Raw genomic sequence first — 25,726 nt, forward strand, 5'->3', positions numbered from 1 at the left:
CCCTGCGGTGGTTCTGGTACGTACTGCATAGCAACGGGAGCCCAGATGGGCCCGGACGCGGGCTTGGCCCCCCGCCAGCTCCAGCGGCAGAGGGCCGAGTTGCTCCGAGGTTACCCACGCAGCGCCGTTACTACTGCTGTCCACTCTTCGGCAGGAACATCAAGGTGTCCTAGATCCCGGTTCTTGGTGTCACGGATCCTTGTCATGGGCCCCTCCGCTACTTCGACGCAGTTGCCTCCACGGCCGTCAGTGTAGGTCGACGTGTGCCAGGCCGGCTCGTTCATGGTTTTCCTTCGCCTTACTGATCAGCTCGATCGTCGCCTGGGACGATAGCGCTTCAGCCTGCATCGCGCTGAAGAGGGTCAACGTCTCGTTGACGAGATCGAGGGACTCCAGAATCTCACCCCCCACCGCGTGTTCGGCGTAGAGGACCATCCGGCGCTTGTCCAGCGACACGACTCTGAAGGGAGCGCACAACCCTGGGTGGCGGGTCAACGGGAGCGCTTGGAACCGGATCGTACCGCTCTCGACCAGTTGCAGGATCCATTGAAGCTGGTCTGAGAGGATCTTCGACGATCCGATCGGCCTGTGCACCACGGCTTCGTCTACTACGAACCACAGCGTCGTCTTGCGGTCGCGCAACTCACCGAGTCGAGCCATGCGCGCAGTAACGAGGTCTTCGACTTCGTCCAGGCTGGCTTGAGGGTTGCGAGCCTTGATCAGGACACGGGCGTAATCAGGGGTTTGGATCAGGCCGGGGAACAAGATGGACTGATACTCCCGAATTTGGGCGGCTTTCCTCTCCAAGGCCAGGGCACTCCGGAAGTCCTCGTGAACACGCCCCTCTCGCTGGGTGTCGACCCAGAAGTTGATGAGTTCGCCGTTGGTTTCAAAGAGGTCGTCCAGTTTGTCCACATAGGGGCGTTTTGGTGCGCGAGTGGCTCGCTCGATCTGGCCGACCAGAGAGCCAGTCACTCCAAGCCGCTTACCTACCTGAGCCAAGGAAAGACCCTGCTCGTTGCGGAGCCGCCGCACCTCCTTGCCGAACGGAATCCACTTGCGCTTGACACTGTCAGCCATGGCAACATTCAACAACAAAATGGAACACACGGGTACCCCGAAGGTCAGGAAAAAACAGTTCTCTTGTTCCTGTAGACCTCTTACCTGGGGTTGTGCATAGTCACGATGTAACGCCTCGCAGCGTCACGCCGCCCGGTTCCTTTAGACCGGGGAGTACCCCACCGGGAGGAACGAACCGTCGACAGGTTCCGGGAGACCTGGTGGAGCTGGCTACCTCACCCCTGGCATTCGGGAGGTGGCCAGCACACACCCGCCTTGGCCTTTTAGGGGCTGGGGCCAGGGCACACCCGCACGAAAGACGCCCCGGTGCCGTGACAGCGGCTCCGGGGCGTGAAGGCCCCACCTGACCTGAAATGACCTGAGGTGAGACACCGTGGAGTTTAGCAACCCAGCCTCGGCAGAGGAACGGCTCCTCGTGACCGCGCTGCTGAACCCTCCGTTGGCCATGGCGCTCGTCCGATACCGCCAGCGACGTGGCATCCCGAACGTGCCGACTCCGCCGCTTCCCTCGCCGTTCGGTCGAAGCATCGCGGACCTGACGGCTTCTTCGCTGCACCAGCCGCCCGGTATCAGCGTCCTGCTCTCTATGTCTCACCCCGTGCGCGAGGTACAGAAGGTGGGGTCATGATCGCGATCAGCCCTCGGACGGGGGCTAAGATCGTCCGCCACACCTTCGAGGGACTCCCGGGCTCCGTCGGCAAAGCTCGGGAATGGGCTGAAACCCGGCTCCAGGAGCTGGGGATCAAAGTGCCTGACCAGTTCATGCTGGTCCTGTCCGAACTGGCGACTAACAGCATCAAGCACACCCGCAGCGGCCTCGACGGGGGTATGTTCGCGGTCCGACTCTTCGTCCATCCCGATCGGGTGCGTATCGAGGTACGTGACGATGGTCCTCTCTCCGGACGCATCCCCATACGGCGCACGCCCAGGCTCACCGCGCTCGACGGTCGGGGCCTGTTCCTCGTGGAGGAGTTTTCCACGACCTGGGGGCGGCTGCGCGCCGGGATGGGCGTCTTCGCGGAGGTGCCCCGATGAACGCCCACATCTCCCTCGTGCCCCTGTACACCCGCCCACCTCGCCCCACACGACTGGCCGTGCGCGCACTGAAGCGGATGGAGGCGGTTGTGGCAGAGGCTGGGTACCTGCCGCACGTCGATGGGGGCGACTGGTCGATCGATGCCCGCCTCTTCACTGAGCGCTCCTGGAAGGGCGGCCGCCTCCAGGGAGTTGGTGCTCGGATGGCGGCTGTGTGCCTGCGCCTGCATCAGTCCGGTGCGTGCCGCCTCGACTGGTTGGTGGAGTTCCCCGCACGCAGCCCAGCGGAATGGGCGTTGCCCAGCCACACCCGAGCCTCCCGACGCCTGGCAATCCTGGGGCCGGCAGACCGTCCGCCGCGCCCACAAGATGTGGCCTTGGTCGACTGTCTCATCGCCCAGGCGAGGGGGCGCCAGTATGAGGCATAGGCATGGCAAGCCCCTGCGGCGCACCCGAATCCCCGCAGCGGCCCATCAGGTCCGGAAGGACTTTGAGGACGCCCGTTGGGAAGCCGCCCAACACGGTCTCATCCTCACGCGGGCACGACGCCTCCTCGGAGCGGTCTACACCCTTGTGTCCCTGGACGGGGAAGCGGTGATCCTCTACGACCTGCGAGAACTCCGCGAGTACCTTGATCGGCTCGACCCACCGAGCATCCTTTGAGCTGCTGCAGGGCTCCATTCCCCAGTTCAGAGTGGCACTCCCTGCACCAGCGCTCGAGCCGCCAAGTGCCCACCCATCCCTAGATCTGCCCCGGGAGGCAACCCTGGCCTAACCCAAACCTAAAGATAATTCCGCCGTGCGAGCGGCGGAATACCTTCATGCAATCATCACCCGTTGGGGCCAAATATTTTCCTCTTGCCTTAATAGGACCTACTTGTTAGGTTCCTGGAGTGCCTTTCAATCTGAGGGCACAACACATCAAAGGAGCTTCATGGATAACACCAAACCGATCAGCCCCTACGAAACCCCGACGATCCTGGCCACACTCGACCAGGCCCAGCTCGCCGGAAGCGTTCCCGAGGACCTGACCCCGCACGTCCACGCCAGCCAGAACAGCTGACCAACAGCGGCCCGCAAGGCTTCCTGCTTTGCGGGCCGCGAGGGGACCGCTATGCGCTACAACACCTTGGGCATCCAAATCACCAACACCTGCAACATGACCTGCGCGCACTGCATCACCGACTCCTCCCCGAGCGCCCGCGGAGACCTGGCTTGGGAGGATATCCACGCCGCGATCAACAGCTCCGCACCACACATCGACGGTGTGTGCGTCACCGGCGGCGAGCCGTGGATGCGCCGCGAAACCACCCTGGCCACCATCCGCCTCACCCACAACCTGGGCCTGGTCTCCTCCATGATCAGCAACGGCTACTGGGCACGCACCAAGAACGAAGCCGTTCAGGTTTTCTCTGATCTCTCCGATGCTGGCCTTGACAAACTCGCAATCTCCTTCGACGGGTACCATAATGCTCACGAGCGCCTGACGAACATCCGTGTTCTCGAGCGTTTGCTCACGTGCGGCTCGAGCACCGGAATCCGTCTCCAGGTGCAATACTGCGGGAAAGGCGAGGATGAGGCATTCCGGCAAGTGAAGGAACTCACTGACGCCCACCAAGTAGCGCTCATCGCCTCGGGAGTGCTTCCCTTCGGCCGAGGCCGCACGCTCGCCATCATGCGCGATCCCCACATCGACAACGTCCCCGCCGATGCCTGCGGCGTCGTCGTCCGGCCGGTCCTCACTCCCGAGGGCGACCTCTACACATGTTGCGGACCGGCCCGGGGTGCACACCCGGACTCCCCTCTGCGCCTGCCGATCACGACCCCCGCGCAAACCGGTCAGGCTCTGCGTACCGCAGCGCCCAGCCCTCTGCTCAACCTTCTCCACACCCAAGGGCCCCGGGCCGCCTACGACCGGCTCTCCCCTCAAGCCCAGGAACGGGTGGCGGGCCGGTTGCTGGATGAGTCGTTCTGCTCGCTGTGCCGAGCCATCACCGACGACCCCTCCGCGGTGGCCGAACTGGAAACCGTCCTGGAGGACGACCGGTTCTTCCTCTTGGCAGCCTCGGGGTTCATGCAGGTCAACGCCCGCCGTAACCAACAGGAGGCCTTGTGACGGCACTGGTCGCTCTCGCCGGAGCATGGGCGAGAGGCACACTCGGCACAATGCAGGACGCACTGGCCCACCGTGCCACCTCGTGGGAACAGCGGACCTTGGGCGGCATCACTGCCGCTGGAGGTACGAACAGCTCTCCTCTGCCTCCGCCAGTGCTGCTGCCCTTCGAGGGCGGTGAGGGATTCGTGGTCGTCGATGCGCCTGCCTGGCTGCTCCGACAGCTTCCTTCGCCCCGGGCGTCCACGCTGACCACCATCGATAGCGTGGTGAGTTGGCTCGGACATCTGAAGGGGGATGCCCACGCGGTTGTGGTCCTGCCCGGCCATCGACTCGTCGCCTACCGGGGCCCGGCCTCCGCCCGCCCCCTCTTCTACTCAACCGGCCCCGAGGGCCGTCTGGCGGTCGCCACTCGCCCAGACGCCCTCACCAGCGCGGTACCCGCAACCGTGGACTTGGTGGGCCTAGCCGCCTATCTCATCCCCCAGATGTGCGACCCCCACGGCAGCCCGTGGCAGGGAGTGCACCGCCTACCACCCGGACACACCCTCATCCGGGACAACGGTGAGATCACCGTGACACCAGCAGAGCCCCTGGCGGCGCGGGACGTTGCCGGCGCCGACCAGGACCAGCTCGTCGGGCTATTCCGCGATGCGCTGTTCACCGCCGTCGAGCGATGTTCCGGCACATCCGACGCACTCCTGCTCAGCGGCGGCATCGACTCCTCCAGCCTGGCCGGGGTATACGCGGCCACAGGTCTCGGCCCGGTCCGCGCCTACGGCCTTACCTACACCGCGCCCCTGACCGCGTGCGATGAACGCGCCTACGCACGAGACGTCGCAGCCCTAACCGGCCTGACCTTCGAAGAGCTGCCCGCCAACGACCTGTTACCGCTATCGGCCCCCTACCCGATGGGGCACGAGCCGGAGGCGTGGTCCTACGCGGGCCGCAACTGGGCGATGCTCAACCACATCACCCAACGCCCTGTCCCACCGACCACTGTCCTCGCGGGCGAAGGAGGCGACGAGCTCCTCCTGGGCCAAGTGTTCGCCATCGCGGACCGAATCGCCCACGGCGACGCCGAAGGCGGCTGGCGAGAGGCCGACACCCTCCCCGACCCAGCCCGGGGCAGGGCCGTCCTCACCCACCTGCTCACCGGGGACTACGACACCCCCCGCGCACGCCTCCAACGCGCCCTGGGAGAAGTCCCCTCCTGGTTCACCCAGGCCTGGATGGACGAAGCCGCCGTCCTACCCCGCCTCACCTCGAGCTACCCCCAACTCGGTGAGCCCGGCAGCATGACCACCGCCTACTCACGCGGCCTGTTCGCCGAAGCCGGGGCCGCAGGCCGTGCCCAGTGCGGGGGCTGGTGGGAGGACACAGGGCGGCGAGCCGGTGTCGCGATCACCTATCCCTTCCTAGACCCGGACCTGGCTGCGCTCACCTGGTCGCTCCCGCCCGTGATGTTCCGCGACGGTGGATTGGAGAAGGCGGTCCTGCGCCAGGCCCTGGACGGATACCTACCCGAGTCCGTCGCCCGGCGCCCGGACAAGGCCGAGGCATTGACGATCCTCAACGCCGGGTTGCTCACCAACCAGGCCCAGCTCCGTGCCCTGGCCAAGGACAGCCCGCTCATCGACCTCGGCGTCCTGGACCCGCACCGCTTCGAGACCGGACTGGACCGCTACCTCAGCGGAGACCACCGGCACGCCCCGGCCCTCTGGGCGCTCCACGCCGTCCACGAATGGCTGCTCGCACACGAAAGGCATCTGCCATGAACAACCCCCGACTCGCTGCCGAGATCCAGCACACCGGCGACCACGCCGTCGTCGTGCCCGCCTGCGCCGACGCACGAGTACTCGTCGTCAATCCCGTTGCCGCTGCGATCCTGGAACAGTGCGACGGCACCGCCACCATCGAAGAGATCACCACCCAGATCACCGCCCACTACGATGCCGACCGCGACCAGGTGCACACCGACGTGATCAACCTCCTCAAGGCCGTCGATGAACACGGCCTTCTCCGGTCCTCGGCCCAGGAAGGAAGTACGGCCACCGCCTCCTGAAGAACGCCTGCATCGGGCGTGGCACAACCCAAGCACGGATAGGATCGGTGCCGTGACTGACGCGCATGAGACCACCTACGATGACCTGCCCGAACAGATGCGGGTCCGGCGCCAGAAGCTGGACCGGCTGCGGGAGGAGGGCATCGATCCCTTCCCCGTGACCTTCCCGCGGACCACGTCGATCAAGGCCGTGCGCGACAAACACACCGAACTCGACCCGGACACCCGCACTGGCGAACACGTGGCCATCGCCGGTCGGGTCATGCTCTACCGCTCCGGCGGGAAGCTGTGCTTCGCAACGCTGCGCGACGAGACCGGCGACCTCCAGATCATGCTGTCCCTGGACCAAGTGGGCCAGGAACGCCTGAATGCGTGGAAGGGCGACGTCGACCTCGGCGACCACGTCGGTGTCGAGGGCGAGGTCATCACCTCCCGCCGTGGTGAGCTGTCCATCATGGTCACCTCCTGGACGCTGACCGCCAAGTGCCTGCGACCTCTGCCGGAGAAGCACAAAGGGCTCACCGACCCTGAGGCGCGAGTCCGGCAGCGCTACGTGGACCTCATCGTCAACCCTGAGGCCCAGCAGATGGCCCGGCGCAGGGCGCGCATGGTGCGCACCCTGCGTGCCGAGCTGGAGCTGCGGAACTTCATCGAGGTCGAGACGCCCATGTTGCAGCAGGTGCACGGCGGTGCCACAGCGCGGCCGTTCACCACGCACATCAACGCCTACGGCATGGACCTGTACATGAGGATCGCCCCAGAGCTGTTCCTCAAGCGTCTCGTGGTGGGCGGTCTGGAGAAGGTCTTCGAGATCAACCGGAACTTCCGGAACGAGGGCGCGGACTCCACGCACAACCCCGAGTTCACGATGCTGGAGTTCTACCAGGCCTACGCCGACTACAACGACGGTGCAGCCATCACCCAGGCGCTCATCCAGGGTGCCGCTCAAGCGGTGTTCGGTTCCACCGTGGTCGAACGCCCTGATGGCGAGTTCGACCTGGGTGGGGAGTGGCCGCGCGTCAGCCTGTACGGGGTGGTGTCCGAGGCGGTCAACGCCGAGGTCACCGTGCATACCCCGTTGGAGCGCGTGCGCGAACTCGCTGACGCACGCGGGATCGAATGGGCCCCGGAATGGGGTCCGGGCAAGCTCGTGGAGCACCTGTTCGAGGAACTGGTCGAGCACACGCTCGTCCAGCCCACGTTCGTGTGCGACTACCCGCTGGAGACCAGCCCGCTCACCCGCCAGCACCGCGACGAGCCGCTGCTCACAGAGAAGTGGGATCTGATCGGGTTCGGGATGGAGCTGGGTACGGGCTTCTCGGAGCTGATCGACCCCGTCGAGCAGCGCCGGCGCCTGACCGAGCAGTCTCTGCTCGCTTCCGGAGGAGACCCTGAAGCGATGCAGTTGGACGAGGACTTCCTCCAGGCGCTGGAGTACGGCATGCCGCCGACCGCTGGCGTCGGGGTCGGTATCGACCGGCTCCTCATGGCCTTCACCGGCAAGAACATTCGAGAGACCGTGCTCTTCCCGATCGTGAAGCCCGCCGGAGACTAGAACCAGATGCACGGGAGCCCTGGTGCCTGTCAGCACCAGGGCTCTCGCGCACCCATGCACTGGCACGCATCAGTACCTCCACCACCCCCCAGAGCGAAACACGCATGTTCTTGTTGCTACCCCTGGCAGGGACAGTGAGGATCTATGTGACAAGATCTCATGCCCTGTCACAGGATGCGGGGCTCTGGCCACTCCCACGGCTCGGCCAGAGTTCCCTCCGGGTCGAGCCCGTAGCGGTTGTACGCTTCAAGTGGCTCCATCCGTGACTCCGCCAACCATCTCAAGGCGCGAGGATACCTGGCGTGGACGGCCTCTAGGACTAGCTGTTCGGCTCCCTTCCGGTCACCAGTGCCCTTCAGCTCTTCTGCCAAATCGATCAGCGCGTCGGAGTCTCTCGTGCTAGCGACCCGACGAGCAAGCCGTTCAGCTTCCTCCCCGTCCTCAGCGTCCTTCAGCAGCTCAACCAAATCGATCACTGCGTGGAAGACTCCGGCGTCCACGGCCTTCCGGAGTAGCTGTTCGGCTCCCTTCCGGTCACCGATCTCCTCCCGCAAACTCGCCAAGACCACCAGTGCGTCAGCGACTCCAGCGTCGGAGGCTTGAATGGCCAACCGTTCGGCTCCTGCCCAGTCACCAACGTTCTTCCGTAGCCCGGCTAAAGCGACCAGCGCGTAGGTGTCTCCTGCGTCGATAGCCTGGCGATAGAATCGTTCGGCTCCTTCCCAATCCCCAGCGTCCTCACGCATCCAAGCCAGGTCTGTCAGAGCGTCGATGTTTCCCGCATCGGCAGCTTGACGAGCCAACCGTTGAGCCCCCTCCAGATCCCCAGCGTCCTCACGCATCCAAGCCAGGTCTGTCAGAGCGTCGATGTTTCCCGCATCGGCAGCTTGACGAGCCAACCGTTGAGCCCCCTCCAGATCCCCAGCACCCTTCCGCAGCCTCGCCAAGGTCAACAGGGCGTGGGTGTTGCCGCCATCGGCAGCGGCACAGTACAGGTGAGCGGCGTGACGGTACCGCAATTGCCAATGAGCAGCGTGGGCGAGGCTGACCAGGTCGTTCGGGTCGGTCAGGTGTGCGGTGGCCGCGTGCCAGAAAGAGGCGGGCGGGACCTGCGTACCGCGGGTGCGGCGGCCGTGCTGCTGGAGGAAGTCGGCCAGGCGTACCACACCCGGCAGCGCCCCCATCCCCGAAGGACGAGGGATCTCCTGCAGGGGCCGGATGGTGGCCTTGACCTGTGTGCGAGCGTAGGCCATGGCTTCGGCGAACCAGTCGGGGCGCGCAGTAGCGCGTTCGGTGTTGGTGAGGTAGCCGGAGGCGGCAGCTTGGAGAAAGTCCAGCAGCAGAGGACCTGCCACTCCTAGGCGGTGGGCGTCCATGGCTGCGCTGATCAGCGCCCGGCCGTAGGGTCCGTACTCCCCGGCCGGGTGCTCGTAGTGCTCGACCAGGTCCGGTCCGGCTGCCAGAACCTGGGTGAGGTCGACGCCCCCGGTCTGTACAGCGGTGGCCAGTGAGTTGTCATCGCGGGCGGCCTCGCGCACCGCTTCCAGGTGGCCGGTGAAGGAGTCGGGGACGTAGGTGTAGCGGGCCTGGGCAAGCAAATCCCGCGCCTTGGGGTGGCGGTCGCTTTCGCCTGGGTTCGGGCGGCGGGCCAAGGTCCGGTTATGGTCAGGCCACAGGGTGGCCACCACGATGAGTGGACCCAGGTCGTCTAGGCGGCGCAACAGCGCCGCCGCAACCGCCTCCCCTTTGGGACCATCCAGGTAATCTTGGGCTTCGTTGAGCCACAGCACCGTGCACGGCCCCAGTGCGTCGGCGGCCAGCACAGCCAGCAGCCCGTCGGCATCGGCGGGAAAGAGCAGATCAAAGTCCGCGGGCACCGCTGCACGGACCGCTTCGAAGGCAGCGCGGGTCTTGCCAGTGCACGATGCCCCTCGCACCACCACCATCTGCGGCCGAGCGCCGTCGGCCGCCGCTGCAGTCAGGTGTGCACGCAGCTCTGTGTCGTGGGGGCGGGGCACGTAGAGAGGCAAGACGAACCCATCTTCCCTGACCGGGCCAGTATGGATGGCCGGGTGCACCCCCAACCGTTGCGCGGACCAGGAGCCCACCGGGCGGGGGCGATCGGCCAGAGCCGCTTGGCGGGCCCGCCGTTCGTCTTCCTGAAGTGCTGAGTGAGCCCGTTGGCGTTGAGCAGCGTCCTGATTGGCCTGTGTTCTGCGGCGCTGTTCGTCCTGCCACGACGTATGCCAACGGTCCGGGGCCAGCAGCTCGGCGACCGTACTGTCCTGAGTGGAATCGGTTGGAGCATCGAGGAGACCGCGGCGGGCAGCCTCGGCCCGGATCTGCGCCAAGACTGCCAGCAACGGCTCGACTTTCTGGGGGAATCGGTCCCCACGCAGCCACGCCCCCACCGTGTCCCGAGAGACCTGCACATCCGGGTGCTTGCGTAGGGCGTTGTCCGAGGGGTGACGGTCCAGGAGGTCGCGTTTGAGCGCGCCGACCATGCGCAGGTCCTCGGAGATGTTCGGCTGTGCGCCCAACGCCGCCCTTCCAGTGTCCGATGTCCGGCGAGGGGGTCTGCCGGACATCGCCAGCCTAGGGCCGCCACCAGGGTCCCTGCAGGAGTTTGGTCCGTTTTCGCCACGACAGCGGCAGGACAGGGCACCGGACAAACAGCGTTCTTCCTGCTCGGTCCGCACCAACGGATCACCGAACTGGAAGAGGAATCCATGTCTTTTCTGGAGTTGCTCGGGCTGTTACTGGCGCTGTCGGTGGCTGTGCACATCGGCTGTGCCGGCGCCTTCATCGCCTGGCGCGGTGGCGCCCGCCCCAACCAAGCGCTACTGGTCGGTGCAAGTGCCACCGGAACCGCCTTCGCCCTGTACCTGACGGCTGTGGGTGCCTACCAGTGACAAGCGATCGCTTCTAGTCCGATGGCCGCAGGTTTGAATCCTGCCGAGTGCGCCACAGAACTCCAGGTCACAGCCCCGTTCGACTCTGATCTGACGGAGTCGCCCTGCCGGTGGGTCCAGGGTCGGACCGCGATGAGACCAGGCCTCCGGTCACACCCCTCGCCCAGGCGCCGACGGGCCCTTCCGAAATCGCTCCGCAGCAGATAAGCAACACGTTCAGACACCCACCGCGTCACCTCCGGCGGCAAGGTGCCAGCCGGACTCAACTGCACCGCTGACGTGTACCCCTGGATCGAGAGTGCCGATTGCCCGGTTCACGGGAGTGACGGGAGGCGATCCCGGCACACACCAAGGCCTCCATCACACTCGGTACGGAACAGTCACCACCTTTGACAAGGTGGTGCACGACGTTGGTGGTGGGAGCGCTCATGCGGCCGATGGTGCCACCCGGCCCCGGCTGACGGCGAGCAACCCTGTGCGCGTCCGCACTGTGCTGGTGCCGTCCGTCCCCGACGGGGGTCGCCGTGCTGCGAGAATGTCAGCGGGCTCCGATATGAATGAGACCAGCCGATGGAAAGAAGCACGCACCTGTGACGATCACCCAGCAAGAGCTCGAATCCCGGCTGTGGGCCGCTGCAAATGCGCTCCGTGGCCCCGTCGACCCGGCCGACTTCAAGACGTACGTCTTCCCAATGCTGTTCTGGAAGTGGATCTCGGACACCTGGGTCTACGAACAAGACGCGGCGTTCGACGAGTTCGGCGATGACCTGGATGATGAGGTCGAGGCGGATTACCACCGGTTCGAGATGCCCGTGGGCACGCTGTGGAGTGAGGTCACCGGGAAGGTCGCCAACCTCGGGGCCGAGATCGCGAAGACGTTCCAGCGGATCGAGAAGGCGAACCCTCGCTCACTCGCCGGCGTGTTCGGTGATGCTTCCTGGGGCAACAAGGAGCGCATCCCCGAGTCGGCCCTGCTGGGCCTCATCCAGGCGTTCAACCAGATCCGACTCGACCCATCGACGGTCTCCCACGACCTCCTCGGTGCGGGCTACGAGTACCTGCTGAAGAACTTCGCCGACGAGTCGGGGAAGAAGGCCGGAGAGTTCTTCACACCCCGCGAGGTCGTGAACCTTCTCGTCGGGGTCCTCCATCCGGAGCCTGGTGAGTCCGTCTACGACCCGACCTGCGGTTCGGGCGGCATGCTGGTGGCCACGATCAACCAACTGCGGGAGTCTGACAAGGACCACCGCACCTTGCGGGTGTACGGCCAGGAGATCAACCTGACCACGGCATCGATCGCGCGGATGAACCTCTTCCTCCACGAGATCGAGGATTTCGACATTAAGCGCGGCGATACCCTGCGCGCCCCCGCGTTCAAGGACAACAACGGCGCTGTCCGAACCTTCGATGTGGTCATCGCCAATCCACCATTCTCGCGGACAAACTGGGGGGCCGAGCGTTGGGCAGCCGACCCGCGAGCCTCGTGCGGCGTGCCACCGGCGGATAACGGCGATTTCGCTTTCGTCCAGCACATGATCTCGTCGATGAGCCCCGGCACCGGCCGCGTGGGTGTCGTCATGCCGCACGGCGTGCTGTTCCGCGGCAGGGCCGAAGCGAAGATCCGGCAGTGCCTGATTGAGAGGGACCAGCTGGAGGCTGTCATCGGGCTACCTCCAAACCTCTTCTACTCCACTACGATCCCTGCCTGCCTGTTGATCTTCCGCGATAAGAAGCCAGCCGCCCGCAAGGATCGCGTCCTGTTCGTTGACGGATCCGCCCGATTCGCGAAGGGTAGGAATCAAAACCGGATGTCAGGGCGCGACGTCGACGCGCTCATCGATGCATACCGGACTGGAGAGGACCCTGACGAGGAAGGCAACGAGAACGTCCGTTTGGTGCCTTTCGACGAGATCAAAGAGAACGGCTTTGACCTCAATATCAGCCGCTATATCAAGGTCGCTGCAGAAGAGACTGCCGATCTGGGCACTGCGCTCGTGGCATATGCCGACGCCCGGCAGCACCGCATCGACACCGAAAACGTCATGTTCGAGCGCCTCGCAGCGGCAGGGGTCGACCTGAGCCTGTTCGGGGTGTCCAGTGAGTAAATGGGAGCGGGTCCGGCTCGGCGAGGTCATCGCACTGGACATCAAAGCGGCCCCGGTCACGGCGACAGCCTCCTACGACATCGTCGGTGTCTTGAACCGCGGTCGGGGCCTTCTGTACCGAGACCCACTGTCAGGTTCAGAGACGTCATACAAGACCCTTAATCTGATAAGACCGGATCAGATTGTGTACAGCCGCCTGAAGGCCTTTGAAGGTGCCATCACCATTGCGCCCAGCGACCTTTCTCAGGTTTATGCATCCCAGGAATTCCCAACCTTTACATGCGGGCAATGGCTACTGCCGAGTTACTTCAGGCTCCTCACAACGACAAAGGGCCTATGGGACGACTTGCAGAACCTGTCAACAGGGATGGGCGGTCGACGTGAAAGGGTCAAGCCTGCCGACTTCCTAACGATTCGAATTTCCCTCCCGTCAGTGGCCGAGCAGAACCGCATCGTGGACCTCATGAGAGGCGTCGATGAGCTGGTGACAGCCATGACGGAGGAGGTCGAACGTGCGCGAGTGTCGCTGTCTTGCGCCGCTGTCGAACTTGTCTCACTTCCTACTAACGGAGGCGGGATTCCTCTTAACGCTCTTCTCCTCCGCAACATCGGTGGGGCCTGGGGTTCCGGTCCAGGGGTCAGCGAGATGGACGTTGACGTCTACCGGTCAACCGAGTTCACAAACTGGTGTCGTCTGAGCGGCAAGCCAGAAGCACGCCGGTCGGTGCCGGCTAGCCAGTTCCGGAGCAGGCAACTGGCAGCGGGGGACATCCTCGTCGAGAAATCAGGCGGCACCCCGACCCGATCCGTGGGACGCGTGGTACAGGTCTCGCCCGAAGATCTCTATCGCCCCACTATCGGAGCCAACTTCCTCCAGCTGCTGCGTGCTGATCCATCAAAGGTATCCCCTCGGTATCTCTTCTGGATCCTCTGGGCGAGCCATCGTCGAGGCGACGGGTTCGACTTCCAGAGGGCAAGTACCAACATCCGAAATCTCCAGACCAAGGCGTATCTGGCTCGCGGAGTCGACCTTCCCCAACGCGACACGCAAGAGGAGATCGCAAGCACCTTGAACGGGCTGCTCGACTGCGTACACAGCATTGAGGATGAAGCCGCCAACCTCCGCGCCTTCCGCTCAGCCCTCCTGACCTCCCTCCTGGACCAGGAGATCGAGATCCCCAAGTCCTACGACGACCTCCTGGAAGGGGTTTCCTGACATGGCATGGACTGAGGCGTCTACCATCCAGCGCTCCTTGCTGGAGTGGGCCGAGGAAGCCGGGTGGGAGCGCCTCCCTGGAGATGAGCTGCCGCGAGACCAACACGATGTCGTCATCGAGACCTGGGCGCGGGAAGCGCTGCTCGCGCTGAATCCGGAGCTCGTAGACGACCCAGAATCGGCCGAACTGGTTCTGCACGAGATCAACCAGGCGATCTTGGATGCCCACAACGGCCTGGTGACTGCCAACGAGCTGCTGACCGTGATGCTGCGCGGAGACCACTCGTTCCCGACGATCGACGGCAAGCATGTGCCCCGTCGTCTCGTTGATTTCGCGAACCTTGACAACAATCGGTTCACCGTCGCCGATGAGGTCACGATCACTGGTGCCTTGAAGCCCCGCAGATTCGATGTCGTCTACTACGTCAACGGATTCCCGGTTGTCGTCGCCGAGACGAAGACGCCGGTGAAGCAACAGGTTTCATGGGTGAACGCCGCCAAGGACATCTACGGCACCTACGAGGAGGAGTACCCGAACTTCTTCGCCACCAACGTCTTCAACGTCGCGACCGAGGGCCTTGAGTTCCGGATGGCCCCGATCCGTGCCGTCCCGGATCCTGACTCGGAGATCTGGGCACCGTGGGGATCGACCAAAGACGACCCGAAGAAAGTGGTCGGCCCTGCGCGCGTTCAGCGCGCCGCACGGCTGTTGCTGAGACCGGAAACGGTCCTGCCGATCCTGAAAGACCTGGTGATGTACCGGCACGCCCGGGACGCCTCCGAGGTCGATGTGAAGTTCCTGCCGCGCTATCCGCAGTTCGAAGCGGCGCTCGCGATCCATGCGAAGGTGCTCGCAAACGGTCCTGGCGGCCTGATCTGGCACCACCAGGGGTCCGGGAAGACCGAGCTGATGGCGTTCGCCGCCGCGCGCCTGCTGCGCGACGATGCAGTGATCGACAGGTACGGCGGCGCGCCAACAGTAATCGTGATCGCCGACCGAAAGGACCTGGTAAGGCAGACCGCGGAGATGTTCGATACAGCCGGTATGCCCCGCATGTCGGTGCCCGGCAACAAACGCGAGCTGCACAGGACGCTGCGCCGCGACGACCCTGGCGTCGTCATCACGACCGTGCATAAGTTCGCCGAGGCCGGCCATCTCAACGACCGATCAAACATCATCGTGCTGGTGGATGAGGCCCACCGCTCCCATGAGGGCAAGTTCGGCAGAGCGTGGCGCGCAGCAGTCCCGAACGCGAAGTTCTTCGGTGCGACCGGCACTGCGATCGAGGACAAAGACCGGTCCACGTTCCGGCTGTTCGGGGATCCTGACGACCCGGACTTCGTGATGTCTCGGTACACGCCCGAGCAGTCGATCGCAGACGGGTTCACCAAACCGGTGATCGTAGAAGGCCGTTCCGTCGGGTTCGGTCTCGACAAGGCCGACCTTGACGAGGCATTTGACCAGTTCGCCGCCGAGGAGGACCTCGACGAGGACGAGAAGGTCTACTTGTCCGGGAAGGCCTCGCACATCGAGACGATCCTCTCCAACCCGGAGCGCGTTTCCGCGGTGTGCGCCGACATCGTCGATCACTTCCTCACGTTCGTCGCACCACTGGGGCAGAAGGCCCAGGTTGTGGCGTTCAACCAGAAACTCGTCGTCGCCTATGCGCACGCTATCCAGACCGAACTGGAGCGCCGGGGCGCGGCGATGCCGGACGGCCGGGCGCGCGAAGTGAGCGTCGTCATGCACGTCGCCGACGCCAAGGACACTCCGAAGGAGCACAAGAAGTATCTACTCACCCCGGAGCAGGAAGAGGCTCTGAAGCGGCGGTTCAAGAAGATCGACGATCCCATTTCGTTCGTCGTAGTGACAGCGAAATGGATGACTGGCTTCAACGCACCCATCGAGGGGGTTCTGTACCTCGACAAGCCAGCCAAGGGTGCGAACCTGTTCCAGACGATCACTCGTCCGAACCGACCGTGGAAGAACCCGATCACGGGGCAGCGCAAGGACTACGGACGCGTCGTCGACTACATCGGCCTCGCGAAGGCCATCGGTACGGCGGTAGCCGGCCCGAAGGCCAAGACGGAGGAAGAGCCGGAGCTCAACGTCACAGATTCCTCCCAGCTGGCCGGGAAGTTCGTCTCCGACCTGACACGTCTCGTGGCGCTGTTCGACGGCATCAGCACAGCCGATTCGTCGTTCGAGGGGCTCGCCGAGGCACACGAGCGAATCGTCGAGGGCAGCCCGCAGCGGACCCAGTTCATCGAGACGTACGTGGCTCTTCAAACGGTGTGGGAGTTCCTCGACCCCCATCCGATGCTCGCGCCGTTCCGGCAGCAGTACTACTGGCTGGCGAAGGTGTACGAGTCGATCCGGCCCAAGGACGTCTCGAAGGCCTTCCTGTGGGACCGCCTGGGCGCGAAGACGACCGAGCTGATCCATGGACACATGACCAACGTGCGCGTGCGGTCGATGCCGTCGAAGACCGTCACCCTCGACGCCGCTGGCCTGGAACTGGTCAAAAAGATCGCCGAGCAGCTGAATCTTCCGGAGACCCGGTCGCCGGAGAACGAGCCCGGCGACGTCTACAAGGAGGTCCTAGATTCGATCGAGGCGCGCCTGAAGCGCCGACTCGCCGAGACGGACATCCCGGCATACCAGTCGCTGGCGGACCGGATAGAGAAGCTGCGCACCAAGGCGATCGAGAACGTTGAGGACTCGCTGGCGTTCCTGGAGCAGGCGCTGAAGATCGCTCAGGACGTGGTCGCCGCCGACCGGGCCATAGAGGCAGGCGACAAGGAGACGCTGCAGAGACTGGCAGACCCGAAACGCGGTGCGCTGACGCAGATCGTCGAGCAGAACACGCCGCCAGGGCTTCACAAGATCGTCCCCGACATCGTCGACAGGATCGACTCGATCGTCGCGGAGGTCGCCTACACGGGGTGGATCGAAAGCGACGCAGGCGACAAGCGCGTCCGCCGCGAGATCCGAACCGCGTTGAAAGAGTACGGCCTCCCGATCAAAGGCGACCTGTTCAACAAGACGTATGCGTACGCCCGGGAGAACTATTAGATCGGCCGTGACCAAGCCCGCTTAGCTCTCACCGCGCCGGACCGGCCCTCAGGGACCGCCGCGCGGCGCAGATGACGCTGTGTGCATCGGCCCGTACACCGCAGACTCGCACAAGGTGCAGCAGACCTTCGAGCAGGGCGATGTTCTCGGCCTCGTCCAGCCACAGTTCGGCGTGCCAGTCCTCGCCGACCACCAGGCGGTCGTCGAGGACCCAGAAGCCGTTGGTCCCGAGTGAGCCATCAGCGCGCCTTCACGGACTTCTCAACCCGGTAGGCATCCCAACGCTTCTTGGCCATGGTCTTGAAATGCGCACGCCGCGCGGATTCGGCAGCTCTCGCCCGCTCATCGGGAGGCATCGCACCGGCGGGATCAACCACGCTCTGCCAGCGGGCGATGGATGCCCTGCGAGCCGGGAGAGTGCGAGCGGACCGATCCTTGGTGTCTGCCCACGACCAGTGGGCCGCGAGGGAAGCGATCTGGGATCGGCGCTTGGGATCAGGGTGAGCCATGAAGTCCTCTCAATCCGTTCGCCCTAAGCATCCCTCGCAGAACCCTAAGTAACCGGCGCTGGCCAGTACCGGTCACGCCCACCCAAGTGGTTTCAGGCCGCAAGGGGCTGGGTGCAGCGCCTTGGCCCACAACATGACGGGTTACATGAGGCCTTCGGTGCAGAATTGGCCTAGCTCATCTAACTACCCGCAGGGGGTGGTGTCATGATCGGAAGCCCACCTCGGCTGCGTAGGGGACAACAGCTCCGGCTGTGCGCGATGACGTGCTCAGCGCCGGCCACACAGCGGGAACCTCGTGAGGTGCCATCGGACGCTTCCCCCTGCCTACGTGCTCCGTTCGTGCTCCGCAGTTTTGGACCGGGGCGGCACCGCGCGGCACGACATGGCACCGGACGACACGGCGGATCGGATAGGGCGACACGAAACGGTACGTAGCGGCACGTGACGATACGTAACCAGGGCACTTCTAATCCGATGGCCGCAGGTTCGAATCCTGCCGGGTGCGCCACAAAACCCCAGGTCAGATGGGGTGCGCGAGTCGAACAGACGCGGTGCGAGGCCCGTTTGGGGCCCTGAAATGCTCCGTGTGTGCTCCCCAGTACAAGGTCCAGTACAGGTGGAGGACCACCTCACGGAGCATTTTGCCATCCCGTGACCCTATGGACCCCGGACCGGGACAGCCCCGCGTCCGCCCACCAGCGCCCCGCAGCCGCCCCGACACAGTCGGGTGGGGACCGCAGGGCTCGGGCACGCCCTGCCGCCCCACCGGCCGTATACAGCCGTTCTCGCCGGAACTCCTTACCCCGCAGGGCTTCACCCGCCACCATCAGATGGCATGACCATGGCAAGGAATGACCGCAGAGACGCCGTCAGCACCGTAGATGGAGATACCTACGGTGGCACTGTCATCCAGGGTCGGGACATGCACGTGGTCCAGTTTGCCTCTCATCAAGTGGACTGGCCTGTCCGGGGCGCTGCCATCCGGGAAGAGACCGCCTACCACCAGCACCGGACCGCCGCCAACCACGTCGACACCGCGCTCAACAGCTTTGGAACAGTGGTGCTGCGGCAAATGCTCTCCGGCACACGCGGAGTCGACAAGACCCGGTTGCCTCCCAGCATGCCCCTACTCTGGGCCGAATGACCACTCCCACCCAGGCGATCAACGTGCTGTGGACGAACTCACGCCCTGAGCCAGATCGCCCACTTCTGCGCTCAAGCAGCCCGCCACCGGTACGCGACTGTGCCCGAGGATCCCGAAGAAGCCGCCAAGCTGTCCGTCACCTGGTTTAACACCCCAGCAAGCACCTCACCGGCGCTGGCCCATCGGCTGGGACGACCTGCGGCCTCTGGCCATCACGCACCCTCACCGTCCAAGGCCGCCACCTAATCAACGTGGACGTCTACACCCCAGATGAGGGCACGCATGTTGACGAGGCCGATCACGCACCGCGATCAGTCCAGCTCACCTCGGGAGCCGCATTCGTCCAGCACCAGCCGGTGGAGCTTGGACCAGACGCGTGCCTATGCCCATTCGGTGTGCGGCGGGCCCGGGGAGTAACACCGGCGGAAGCTGGGCACAAGGCAGTGGTGGGGACGAAAATGATGGTGGCCAGGACCTCACGATTGCTGTGTCTAAGCCGTCCGCCTCCCTGGGACGGGTGGGCGCCCCAGGCACCACGTGTTCAACTATCGACACGCGGCTAAGCTACCGAGAATGTAAACGAGATGAGCCCCAAAGCTGGCGAACTCCTCGCTCTCTTGCATGTGACCGGATCCGGATTCTCTGTCTTGGACACAGGGACATGCAGGATGGAAAGCTGCCTGAAACGCTACCCAAATAAAGCAGGATCTTGGTACGATGGCCGAAGGTTCGAGTCCTGCCCAGCAAACGAGTTGAACAGGCAAGTTCTCTACGTCGCCCCCTGCTCGAGATTTAACGAAGGGAATATTAGTAGTCTGATCTCCACAAAAAAGTCAGAGAAATAATTAAACCCCAAGCCCGCAACCCTGGCCTCCAAATAAGCGGATTGGCAGGAAAAGCATTGAAGCTGAACCTTCCGAATCAACGGCCACTAGCTTATGTGACACCATTTCGCCCCAAGGAAGGGAAGAGCGAAACTCTATACACCCCATTTATCACCAAGCAACTAAATATAGAAACAGATGCAACTGTTCCACATGGACTTCCTCGCGAAATAGCAACATGCCTTCCTGGGCTTTGGTATTGCCTCCACCTTCCAAGAAATTTGATCGACCTTGCCGATACCCAACCTTGGCTACTTAAAGCCAGTCAACACCTCAAGCTAGATCACCGAATCCTCCTAATTCCAATTGATCTATTCAACGAAAAATATGCCTCGCGATTCCTTCGTGATTTAAATCGTGCTCTAGTGGTATGCCCTGATGATCTAATTGACGAAGCACAACAGAGATCATCAGAGATGGGATTTGAACTGCCTGCCGCGTCCTACTCCGAACTCTCCAACACGACACTTCAGTCACACTGGCGGGAAATCCATCGGAAATTTTTTTCAAACATAAATCCTCTGGGCAATGGGTTGTCTCTAACCCGGCGCCTGGATCTGGCCCCTACATCACTTCCTCATCGAATTCTAGCCCGACAGATGGGTTGGGACACCTCCCAACCCACAGAAGAAACCAATCACGACGACTGGATCCTGAATATTGTCTACGGTCAAATATCCCTTGCGACTACAGCACGCCTCGAGCGAGAAGTCTCCCCTGGAGAAATTAGCGATGAATATTTTTCTCAAGTATTCAAGGAAGAGTCATCAAGGCTTCGCTTCCCCTTGACCCTTGCCCTCCCTGGCGTCTCCCCAACTTACTCCCGGGAAGCTTATAGTAAGGAACTTCGATCACGCATCAGGACTCTTAAATCCACCGAAGACAGAGATACCTGGTCTACAGAAATCCATAATCGCTCGGATGATCAGGTAGAACGGGCATCCATTGAATTTGCGACAACGCACAACGCCATTTCAAACAGCGGACTAGGGGCAGTCATGCCTTCTGTTCCAGCAAACGCGTTCACTGTACTAGCAGAAATAGAAAAACACTTCATTCTACGAGCAAATTCGACCGGTTTGCAACGCTTAATGAACCGCCTCAATGCAGCCGCAGAATCCTTGTGGAGTACATCATTAGTTGAAATGATCAAGCGATCATCGACACTCACTGTCTTTTCAAATTTCCCCATTGGCCTACTTACCATGCCCGGCGACACATCTCCCCTAAATACACGAATACCGATTTCCTATCGTCCAATTCTTCCACTTACAAGAACACTCCAAAATGAACTCAGTGCACCACCAAGCATTAATCTGAATAGTAGAGTCCGAGTACTGGTCGCTGAGTGCATCCCTGCTGACGACCCAGTCGGACGCTTGTCTCGATTGGGTTGGAGTAGCACAATCGAAACCGTCCGACCGATCGATGCCATCTCAATAAAGAAAGTCGAAATACCTAATATCGAATCATTGCGAAGTGCCGTTTCGAAGGAGAAACCTGATTTCTTAATCATCAGTGCACACGGCAGAATTAATGGCCTAGCAGCCGGTCTTGTCATCGGAGATGAGACCCACCTAGAGCTCGGCTTGAGCAATCCGCCTCTCGTAGTTATTCTCAGTGCTTGCCACGTAGCTCCACGTGGAAACAGCTCCATTAGCATCTCCGACATCCTGCTGCGAGAGGGAGCACTCGCGGTACTGGGGACCCAAGTGCCAGTTCGAGTCGACCACAATGCAGTATTCATGAGTCGATTTTTGGCAAATCTGGCAGAGGAAATGACCCTTAAACGCCACGCTACCCTCCTCGACCTTTGGCATCACGTGCAATCACTGAATGCCGTGAATGATATCCTTCAGGGGAATAGTTCGCTACAGGCCTGGGGCATGAGCATGGCAAATAACGAAATATCGGTACTTGAAGAATTCATGTTGAATCGATCACCTGGCAAACTAAGAAGAGGCACAGTCTACCAAGACACAGAAGATATACTTGTCGAAATAGCCGAAGAGCAGGGAATAGGAGGGAAGGTTCGAAACTGGCTACGGCGCCCCGGATATGTAGCGGAGTCGTCCTTTTATATTTTTTGCGGACGGCCCGATTGGATCAACCTTTCCAATGTCGAAGAGCACGTGGAAAAATATCACCCCACCGCCAATCCATAAAGGATCAGGAAAAGATCGGACATTATAAGAAATCAACTCTGAGAATTTATATGAGTTTAAAGCAAAAAGCTTTCTATTGTAGGTTCCACCAACGGACCTTTGATCCGGTCGGAAACCGACCCCGTGAGTGAGGAAACCCCAGGCCAGCGCGGACGAACCCGCATCCTGGCCCAGGGTTACTGGGGCCGTGTCGCTCCTGGTGTGCTCACCGGTCCGGCTACGACACCGGAGCCTTCACCGGAACCGGTGACCCGCGCAGTAGAGACGCGGTGGCCTCGGCCGCCGCCTTCGCGACATCCGGGAACACCGTCTGGTACGTGTCCTGGGTGAAGTGCACGGTCGCGTGCCCCAGTTCCCCGGAGACCACCTTCACGTCCGACCCTGCGGCCAGCGCCATCGAGGCAGCCCCGTGGCGCAGCCCATGCAATGTGATCGGCGGCAGCCCCGCCGCCCGCGAGATCCGCAAGAACCAGTCACTGGCCTGCGCCGGATGCCACCCCGACCCGTCCCGACGGGTGAACGCCAACCCCGTGTCCTCCCAGGCCTGGCCCGCCTTGAGGCGCTCCTCGTTCTGGAACCGCTTCCACGCCCGCAACACCTTCACAGTGTCATTGTCCAAGGTTATGGTGCGCTGGCCCGCCGCGCTCTTCGGCGTCGTGGTCACCGTCTCCCACGCCAACTGGACCACCTGGACACGGATGTCGATTTGCCCGTCCGTCAACCGCGTGTTCGACCACGGCAGCCCCACCGCTTCACCGCGTCGGAGTCCTTTGACGGCGATGAGGTGGAACATCGCATACAGCCACCGGTACTTCCTCGCGTGCGTCAGGAACGTGCGGGTCTGTTCCGGGGTCCACACCATCACCTCGCCGGGCACCGTGCCGTCCGCCTTCCACTGGCGCACCCGGTCGGGTGTCCACACCATCGGCTTGATGCGGGGGCACGAGGGCAGCCGCACGTGCGAGGCGATGTTCACCGACACCGACAGGTCCGGGCGCCGGACCGCGTCACTGAGCGCGCTGCGCAACGTCGCGCGGATCCGGTGCTTCGTGGACAGCGAGATGACCCGCTGGCCCCGTACCGACGCCTTCACCTTCGCATCGTCGGACTCGCGGCACTCCAGGATGTGGATGTTGGTCTCCTCGATCTCGGCGAACATCGCCTCGACGTGGCGGGCCTGGAGCTTGTCCAGCCGCAGCCGGCCCAGGTGCGGCACGAGGTACTTGCGGATGTGGCCGGCGTAAGAGGCCCGGGTGCCCAAGGCAAGGTCGGGTTTGCCGTCCAACCACTCCGTCAGCCAGGACTCGACGGTGGGCACCTGGGCCCGCACGTCCACCCCGGTGCCGATGCGCTTGCGCACCTCCTCCGTATCGGGGAGTGGTCGGCGCTGGTTGAGTGCGGTCTGTATCAGGTCCGCGACCTGCACCTCAACGTCCTCCTCCCCCGAGGCCAAACCCATGAGTGCTTTGACCTGGTCCAGCCCCTCCAGAGCCTCGGCGTGGGTGGACAGCCCGACCCGGCGGGCCTGGCGCCGCTTGCCGTCTGAGGTGCGTGGGAGTTCGTACTGGAACGCCCACGCCCCATGGGCCGGATTCCAGCCCCCGCCCCTGCGCTTGAGCTGAGGACACCTCACCCCCATCGCCCTGCCGGTCGTCTCGTCACGGCACCCGCACCGTTTGAACGTGGATCCTTCTCGTGATGCCATCTACGACCTCACTTCCGAGTTGTTGCCACGCGCACCACACCCGCCACAACCACCGCCCACCGGCAGACCGAGAAAATTGAGCACCCCGGCTGTGGGAATGACCCAGGTCCTGCCGGTCCGGTGAGCCGGGACAGGGAAGGCCTCATCCCGTAGGAGCTTGTAGGTGGTGGTCCGCCCGAAGCCGAACATCCGCCCCGCCGTCACCGGATCCAGCACCACCGGCAACTCGCCGATCTCGTCCACCGTCACCGGAGTTGTCCCCTTCACCTGACCCACCTCCCCGCCCTGGATGACGTGCGTGAATGCGTTGCGCGGCCCCGCATCTGGCGGGGCACCACGCATCCACGCTCGACCTCGCCAAGGTGGTCAAGCGGATTCAGCGGATTCCCTGTCCGATGGGCGGAGAACCTCGCCCCCGTGCCCGATGGGCGGTGATGCGTCCCATGACCGCCGCGGGCACCGGGGCTGCCCGGGGCGGGCCCATCAGACGGCCCGACCGCCCCGGGCGGCACGCCCTGGGGTGATGGGCCGATCACAGCCGGTCGGGCCGACGTCGGGGCGCTGGTGGCTCCACACGCCCCAGGCCAGAGCCCCGGGCACGGCGGCAGGGGCGACACGTGGGGGCCCGGACGGCCCCGGACCGTGGAACCGTTCGCTGGCCCAGGTTGTGGAACCAGGTGGAGGTGGATGGATCTCATCATCAGCAGACCTCTTCCTCGTGTCGTCTTCTCGCCCTGATGAACCCCCATGAAGACGCCCCCACAACGAATGCGACACCAGCCCAGCGACTTCCCCCGGGCCACACGGGCCCGCTCCTTCACCAACCGCCCCTCGACTCGACCCTCGAAGACCCTCATGAGTGGGCACCAAGGCCGGGGCATCCACCACACTGCGCTGGGTGATCTCCACACCCGAACCGCCAAACACCAAACATCACTCCGCGATCCATTTCGATACAGGTGAACAGAAAAAGGGAAAGCAGGAATGAAGGGAGGTGGGTGCAGCGAGGGCAGTGGGGGCGGGGTTTCCCGAAGCTGCACAGGGCGGGCGGCGCCTCCTGTTCGCCGGGGCGCCGCCCGCCCCCTACGTGAAGGAAACTACCCACTGGGTATAAGTCTGGGCACGCGTTGGACCACCTGAGTAGTCCATGAACTGCAAGGATGGTCGCGGTCGGGGGATCCAAGAGCGTGGACCGCCCGTTGGACCCCTTGTTGGACCACCCGTTGGCCCCCTCCTCACGTCGCTCTCACTCGGGGGTTCACCCCCAGGACCATCACGAAGAAGAACGACGGCACAAAGCACTGCAGCGTCTACTCCCACCCAACCAACCACCGCTCCGCCGTCCGCCGTTCGAGCGCGCCCCGCTCACCGAAACCGCACGGCACCGACCTTGGATGAAAACACTCCAGAACGGCAGAAAAAGAAGGCGGCGGAGGACCTCGTCCGTGGATTCTCCGCCAGGGACCTCCCACACACAGCAGGCGGCAGGCAGACCCACAGGTCCTCCCCCGCCAGCCACAGGAAGGAAGGAAGGACGGACGGACGGACGGGGTCAAGACACAGGAGTGACGGTGAGAGAAGAGGTTCAGACACAGACGGGACCAGGCCAGGGGTACGGGCGGGCGGGTCCGCCCCCGCTGGTCGGGGCAGGCGGGCCCGCCCTACGTGAAGATGACTACCCACTGGGTATAAGTCTGGCTGCTCAAAACTTACTCAAATACCCTCTGAACTGCGAAGATACCGACGTCTCCGCTCGGGTGGTTCGGAGGGGGGACCGGAGTACCGATCGGCGTAGGCACAGGAGTAGTCACTGGCGTAGTCACAGGACACCCCAACGGAGTACACCCGCAAGGCGGATTCTCGCGCGCTGGCCACCCCGCAACCTCCGCGCCCGGCACCCGATGAGTCGGTCGAGGCACCCGGTCACCCACCCTCCTCGCCCAGCCGGGGGTCCTCACGGCACGAGGCCATCGTTCGTCGTCGCCCCGCTCCGACCGGCAGCGCCTCGCCAACGCCCATCACCGTGGTTGGAGAGCTCTCTTTGTATGAGCAGTGGGCAAAGGCGAGGCGGTCGAGGAGGGGGACGTGAGGCAGGACCGGGACCATTACGTGCCCCGGGGCGGGCGGGGCGGCCGCTCCCGCGAGCGACGGCCCCGCCCGCC

General features: G+C 63.5%; 17 protein-coding genes and 1 pseudogene. 12 read left to right on the plus strand and 6 right to left on the minus strand.

The window, feature by feature from the left end:
- Positions 1-110: 110 nt before the first annotated feature.
- Together DFP74_RS02805 and DFP74_RS02810 are read right to left on the minus strand one after the other, a co-directional pair.
- A complete protein-coding gene (locus tag DFP74_RS02805; protein ID WP_121180263.1) occupies positions 111-284 on the minus strand; it encodes a DUF397 domain-containing protein in 174 nt (57 codons plus the stop codon).
- Positions 247-1,080 carry a helix-turn-helix transcriptional regulator gene (locus DFP74_RS02810; RefSeq protein ID WP_121180264.1) on the minus strand — a complete coding sequence of 278 codons (834 nt, stop codon included), beginning with the start codon at positions 1,078-1,080 and terminating at the stop codon, positions 247-249. Before DFP74_RS02810 ends, DFP74_RS02805 begins: the two co-directional genes overlap by 38 nt.
- Positions 1,081-1,704: 624 nt before the next feature.
- Between DFP74_RS02810 and DFP74_RS02815 the strand changes: the two genes are divergently transcribed.
- From DFP74_RS02815 to lysX, 6 genes are all read left to right on the plus strand, one after another.
- Complete coding sequence (locus DFP74_RS02815) at positions 1,705-2,115, plus strand: ATP-binding protein (protein ID WP_121180265.1); 411 nt, start codon at positions 1,705-1,707, stop codon at positions 2,113-2,115.
- Positions 2,116-3,049: 934 nt separating this feature from the next.
- The gene (locus tag DFP74_RS34860; RefSeq protein WP_255499302.1) at positions 3,050-3,178 is read left to right on the plus strand and encodes a hypothetical protein; all 129 of its coding nucleotides are present in this window, start codon (positions 3,050-3,052) and stop codon (positions 3,176-3,178) included.
- A 51-nt stretch (positions 3,179-3,229) separates the two neighbouring features.
- Positions 3,230-4,231 (plus strand): radical SAM protein, encoded by a 1,002-nt coding sequence (locus DFP74_RS02830; RefSeq protein WP_121180268.1) that lies wholly within the window; start codon positions 3,230-3,232, stop codon positions 4,229-4,231.
- Positions 4,232-4,803: 572 nt separating this feature from the next.
- Positions 4,804-6,006, plus strand: a complete 1,203-nt coding sequence (locus DFP74_RS02835; protein WP_158612957.1) for an asparagine synthase C-terminal domain-containing protein — start codon at positions 4,804-4,806, stop codon at positions 6,004-6,006.
- Positions 6,003-6,293, plus strand: coding sequence for a PqqD family protein (locus DFP74_RS02840; protein ID WP_158612958.1), 291 nt, complete (start codon positions 6,003-6,005; stop codon positions 6,291-6,293). Before DFP74_RS02835 ends, DFP74_RS02840 begins: the two co-directional genes overlap by 4 nt.
- A gap of 52 nt (positions 6,294-6,345) precedes the next feature.
- Complete coding sequence (gene lysX / locus DFP74_RS02845; RefSeq protein WP_121180271.1) at positions 6,346-7,848, plus strand: bifunctional lysylphosphatidylglycerol synthetase/lysine--tRNA ligase LysX; 1,503 nt, start codon at positions 6,346-6,348, stop codon at positions 7,846-7,848.
- 167 nt (positions 7,849-8,015) lie between these two features.
- Here lysX and DFP74_RS02850 read toward each other — a convergent pair whose 3' ends face one another.
- The gene (locus DFP74_RS02850) at positions 8,016-10,388 is read right to left on the minus strand and encodes a lipopolysaccharide assembly protein LapB (protein WP_199725456.1); all 2,373 of its coding nucleotides are present in this window, start codon (positions 10,386-10,388) and stop codon (positions 8,016-8,018) included.
- Between the two features lie 189 nt (positions 10,389-10,577).
- On the opposite strand from DFP74_RS02850, the gene DFP74_RS02855 reads away from it, so the two are divergent.
- The 5 genes from DFP74_RS02855 (at position 10,578) to DFP74_RS02885 (ending at position 18,810) form a co-directional block, all read left to right on the plus strand.
- A complete protein-coding gene (locus DFP74_RS02855; RefSeq protein ID WP_121180272.1) occupies positions 10,578-10,760 on the plus strand; it encodes a hypothetical protein in 183 nt (60 codons plus the stop codon).
- A gap of 590 nt (positions 10,761-11,350) precedes the next feature.
- On the plus strand, positions 11,351-12,865 hold the full coding sequence (locus tag DFP74_RS02860) for a class I SAM-dependent DNA methyltransferase (RefSeq protein WP_199725458.1): 1,515 nt from the start codon (positions 11,351-11,353) through the stop codon (positions 12,863-12,865).
- Complete coding sequence (locus tag DFP74_RS02865) at positions 12,858-14,081, plus strand: restriction endonuclease subunit S (protein ID WP_121180274.1); 1,224 nt, start codon at positions 12,858-12,860, stop codon at positions 14,079-14,081. The genes DFP74_RS02860 and DFP74_RS02865 overlap by 8 nt, the downstream gene beginning before the upstream one ends.
- Before the next feature lies 1 nt (position 14,082).
- Positions 14,083-17,157: a type I restriction endonuclease subunit R gene (locus DFP74_RS02870; RefSeq protein WP_121180275.1), complete on the plus strand. Its 3,075-nt coding sequence runs from the start codon at positions 14,083-14,085 to the stop codon at positions 17,155-17,157.
- Between the two features lie 1,431 nt (positions 17,158-18,588).
- Positions 18,589-18,810, plus strand: a complete 222-nt coding sequence (locus DFP74_RS02885; RefSeq protein ID WP_121180277.1) for a hypothetical protein — start codon at positions 18,589-18,591, stop codon at positions 18,808-18,810.
- Positions 18,811-19,124: 314 nt separating this feature from the next.
- Here the strand turns inward: DFP74_RS02885 and DFP74_RS33750 are convergent.
- Positions 19,125-19,365, minus strand: a pseudogene (locus DFP74_RS33750) (transposase); the annotation flags it as partial.
- A gap of 346 nt (positions 19,366-19,711) precedes the next feature.
- On the opposite strand from DFP74_RS33750, the gene DFP74_RS02895 reads away from it, so the two are divergent.
- Entirely contained in the window at positions 19,712-21,859 is a 2,148-nt protein-coding gene (locus DFP74_RS02895; RefSeq protein ID WP_147453811.1) for a CHAT domain-containing protein, read from the plus strand.
- A gap of 217 nt (positions 21,860-22,076) precedes the next feature.
- On the opposite strand, the gene DFP74_RS02900 is transcribed toward DFP74_RS02895, so the two are convergent.
- Positions 22,077-23,564 carry a site-specific integrase gene (locus DFP74_RS02900; RefSeq protein WP_121180278.1) on the minus strand — a complete coding sequence of 496 codons (1,488 nt, stop codon included), beginning with the start codon at positions 23,562-23,564 and terminating at the stop codon, positions 22,077-22,079.
- Entirely contained in the window at positions 23,565-23,813 is a 249-nt protein-coding gene (locus DFP74_RS02905; RefSeq protein ID WP_233570776.1) for a helix-turn-helix domain-containing protein, read from the minus strand.
- Between the last annotated feature and the right edge of the window lie 1,913 nt (positions 23,814-25,726).

Source organism: Nocardiopsis sp. Huas11, assembly GCF_003634495.1.
In the GTDB taxonomy this organism is placed as follows: Bacteria; Actinomycetota; Actinomycetes; order Streptosporangiales; family Streptosporangiaceae; genus Nocardiopsis.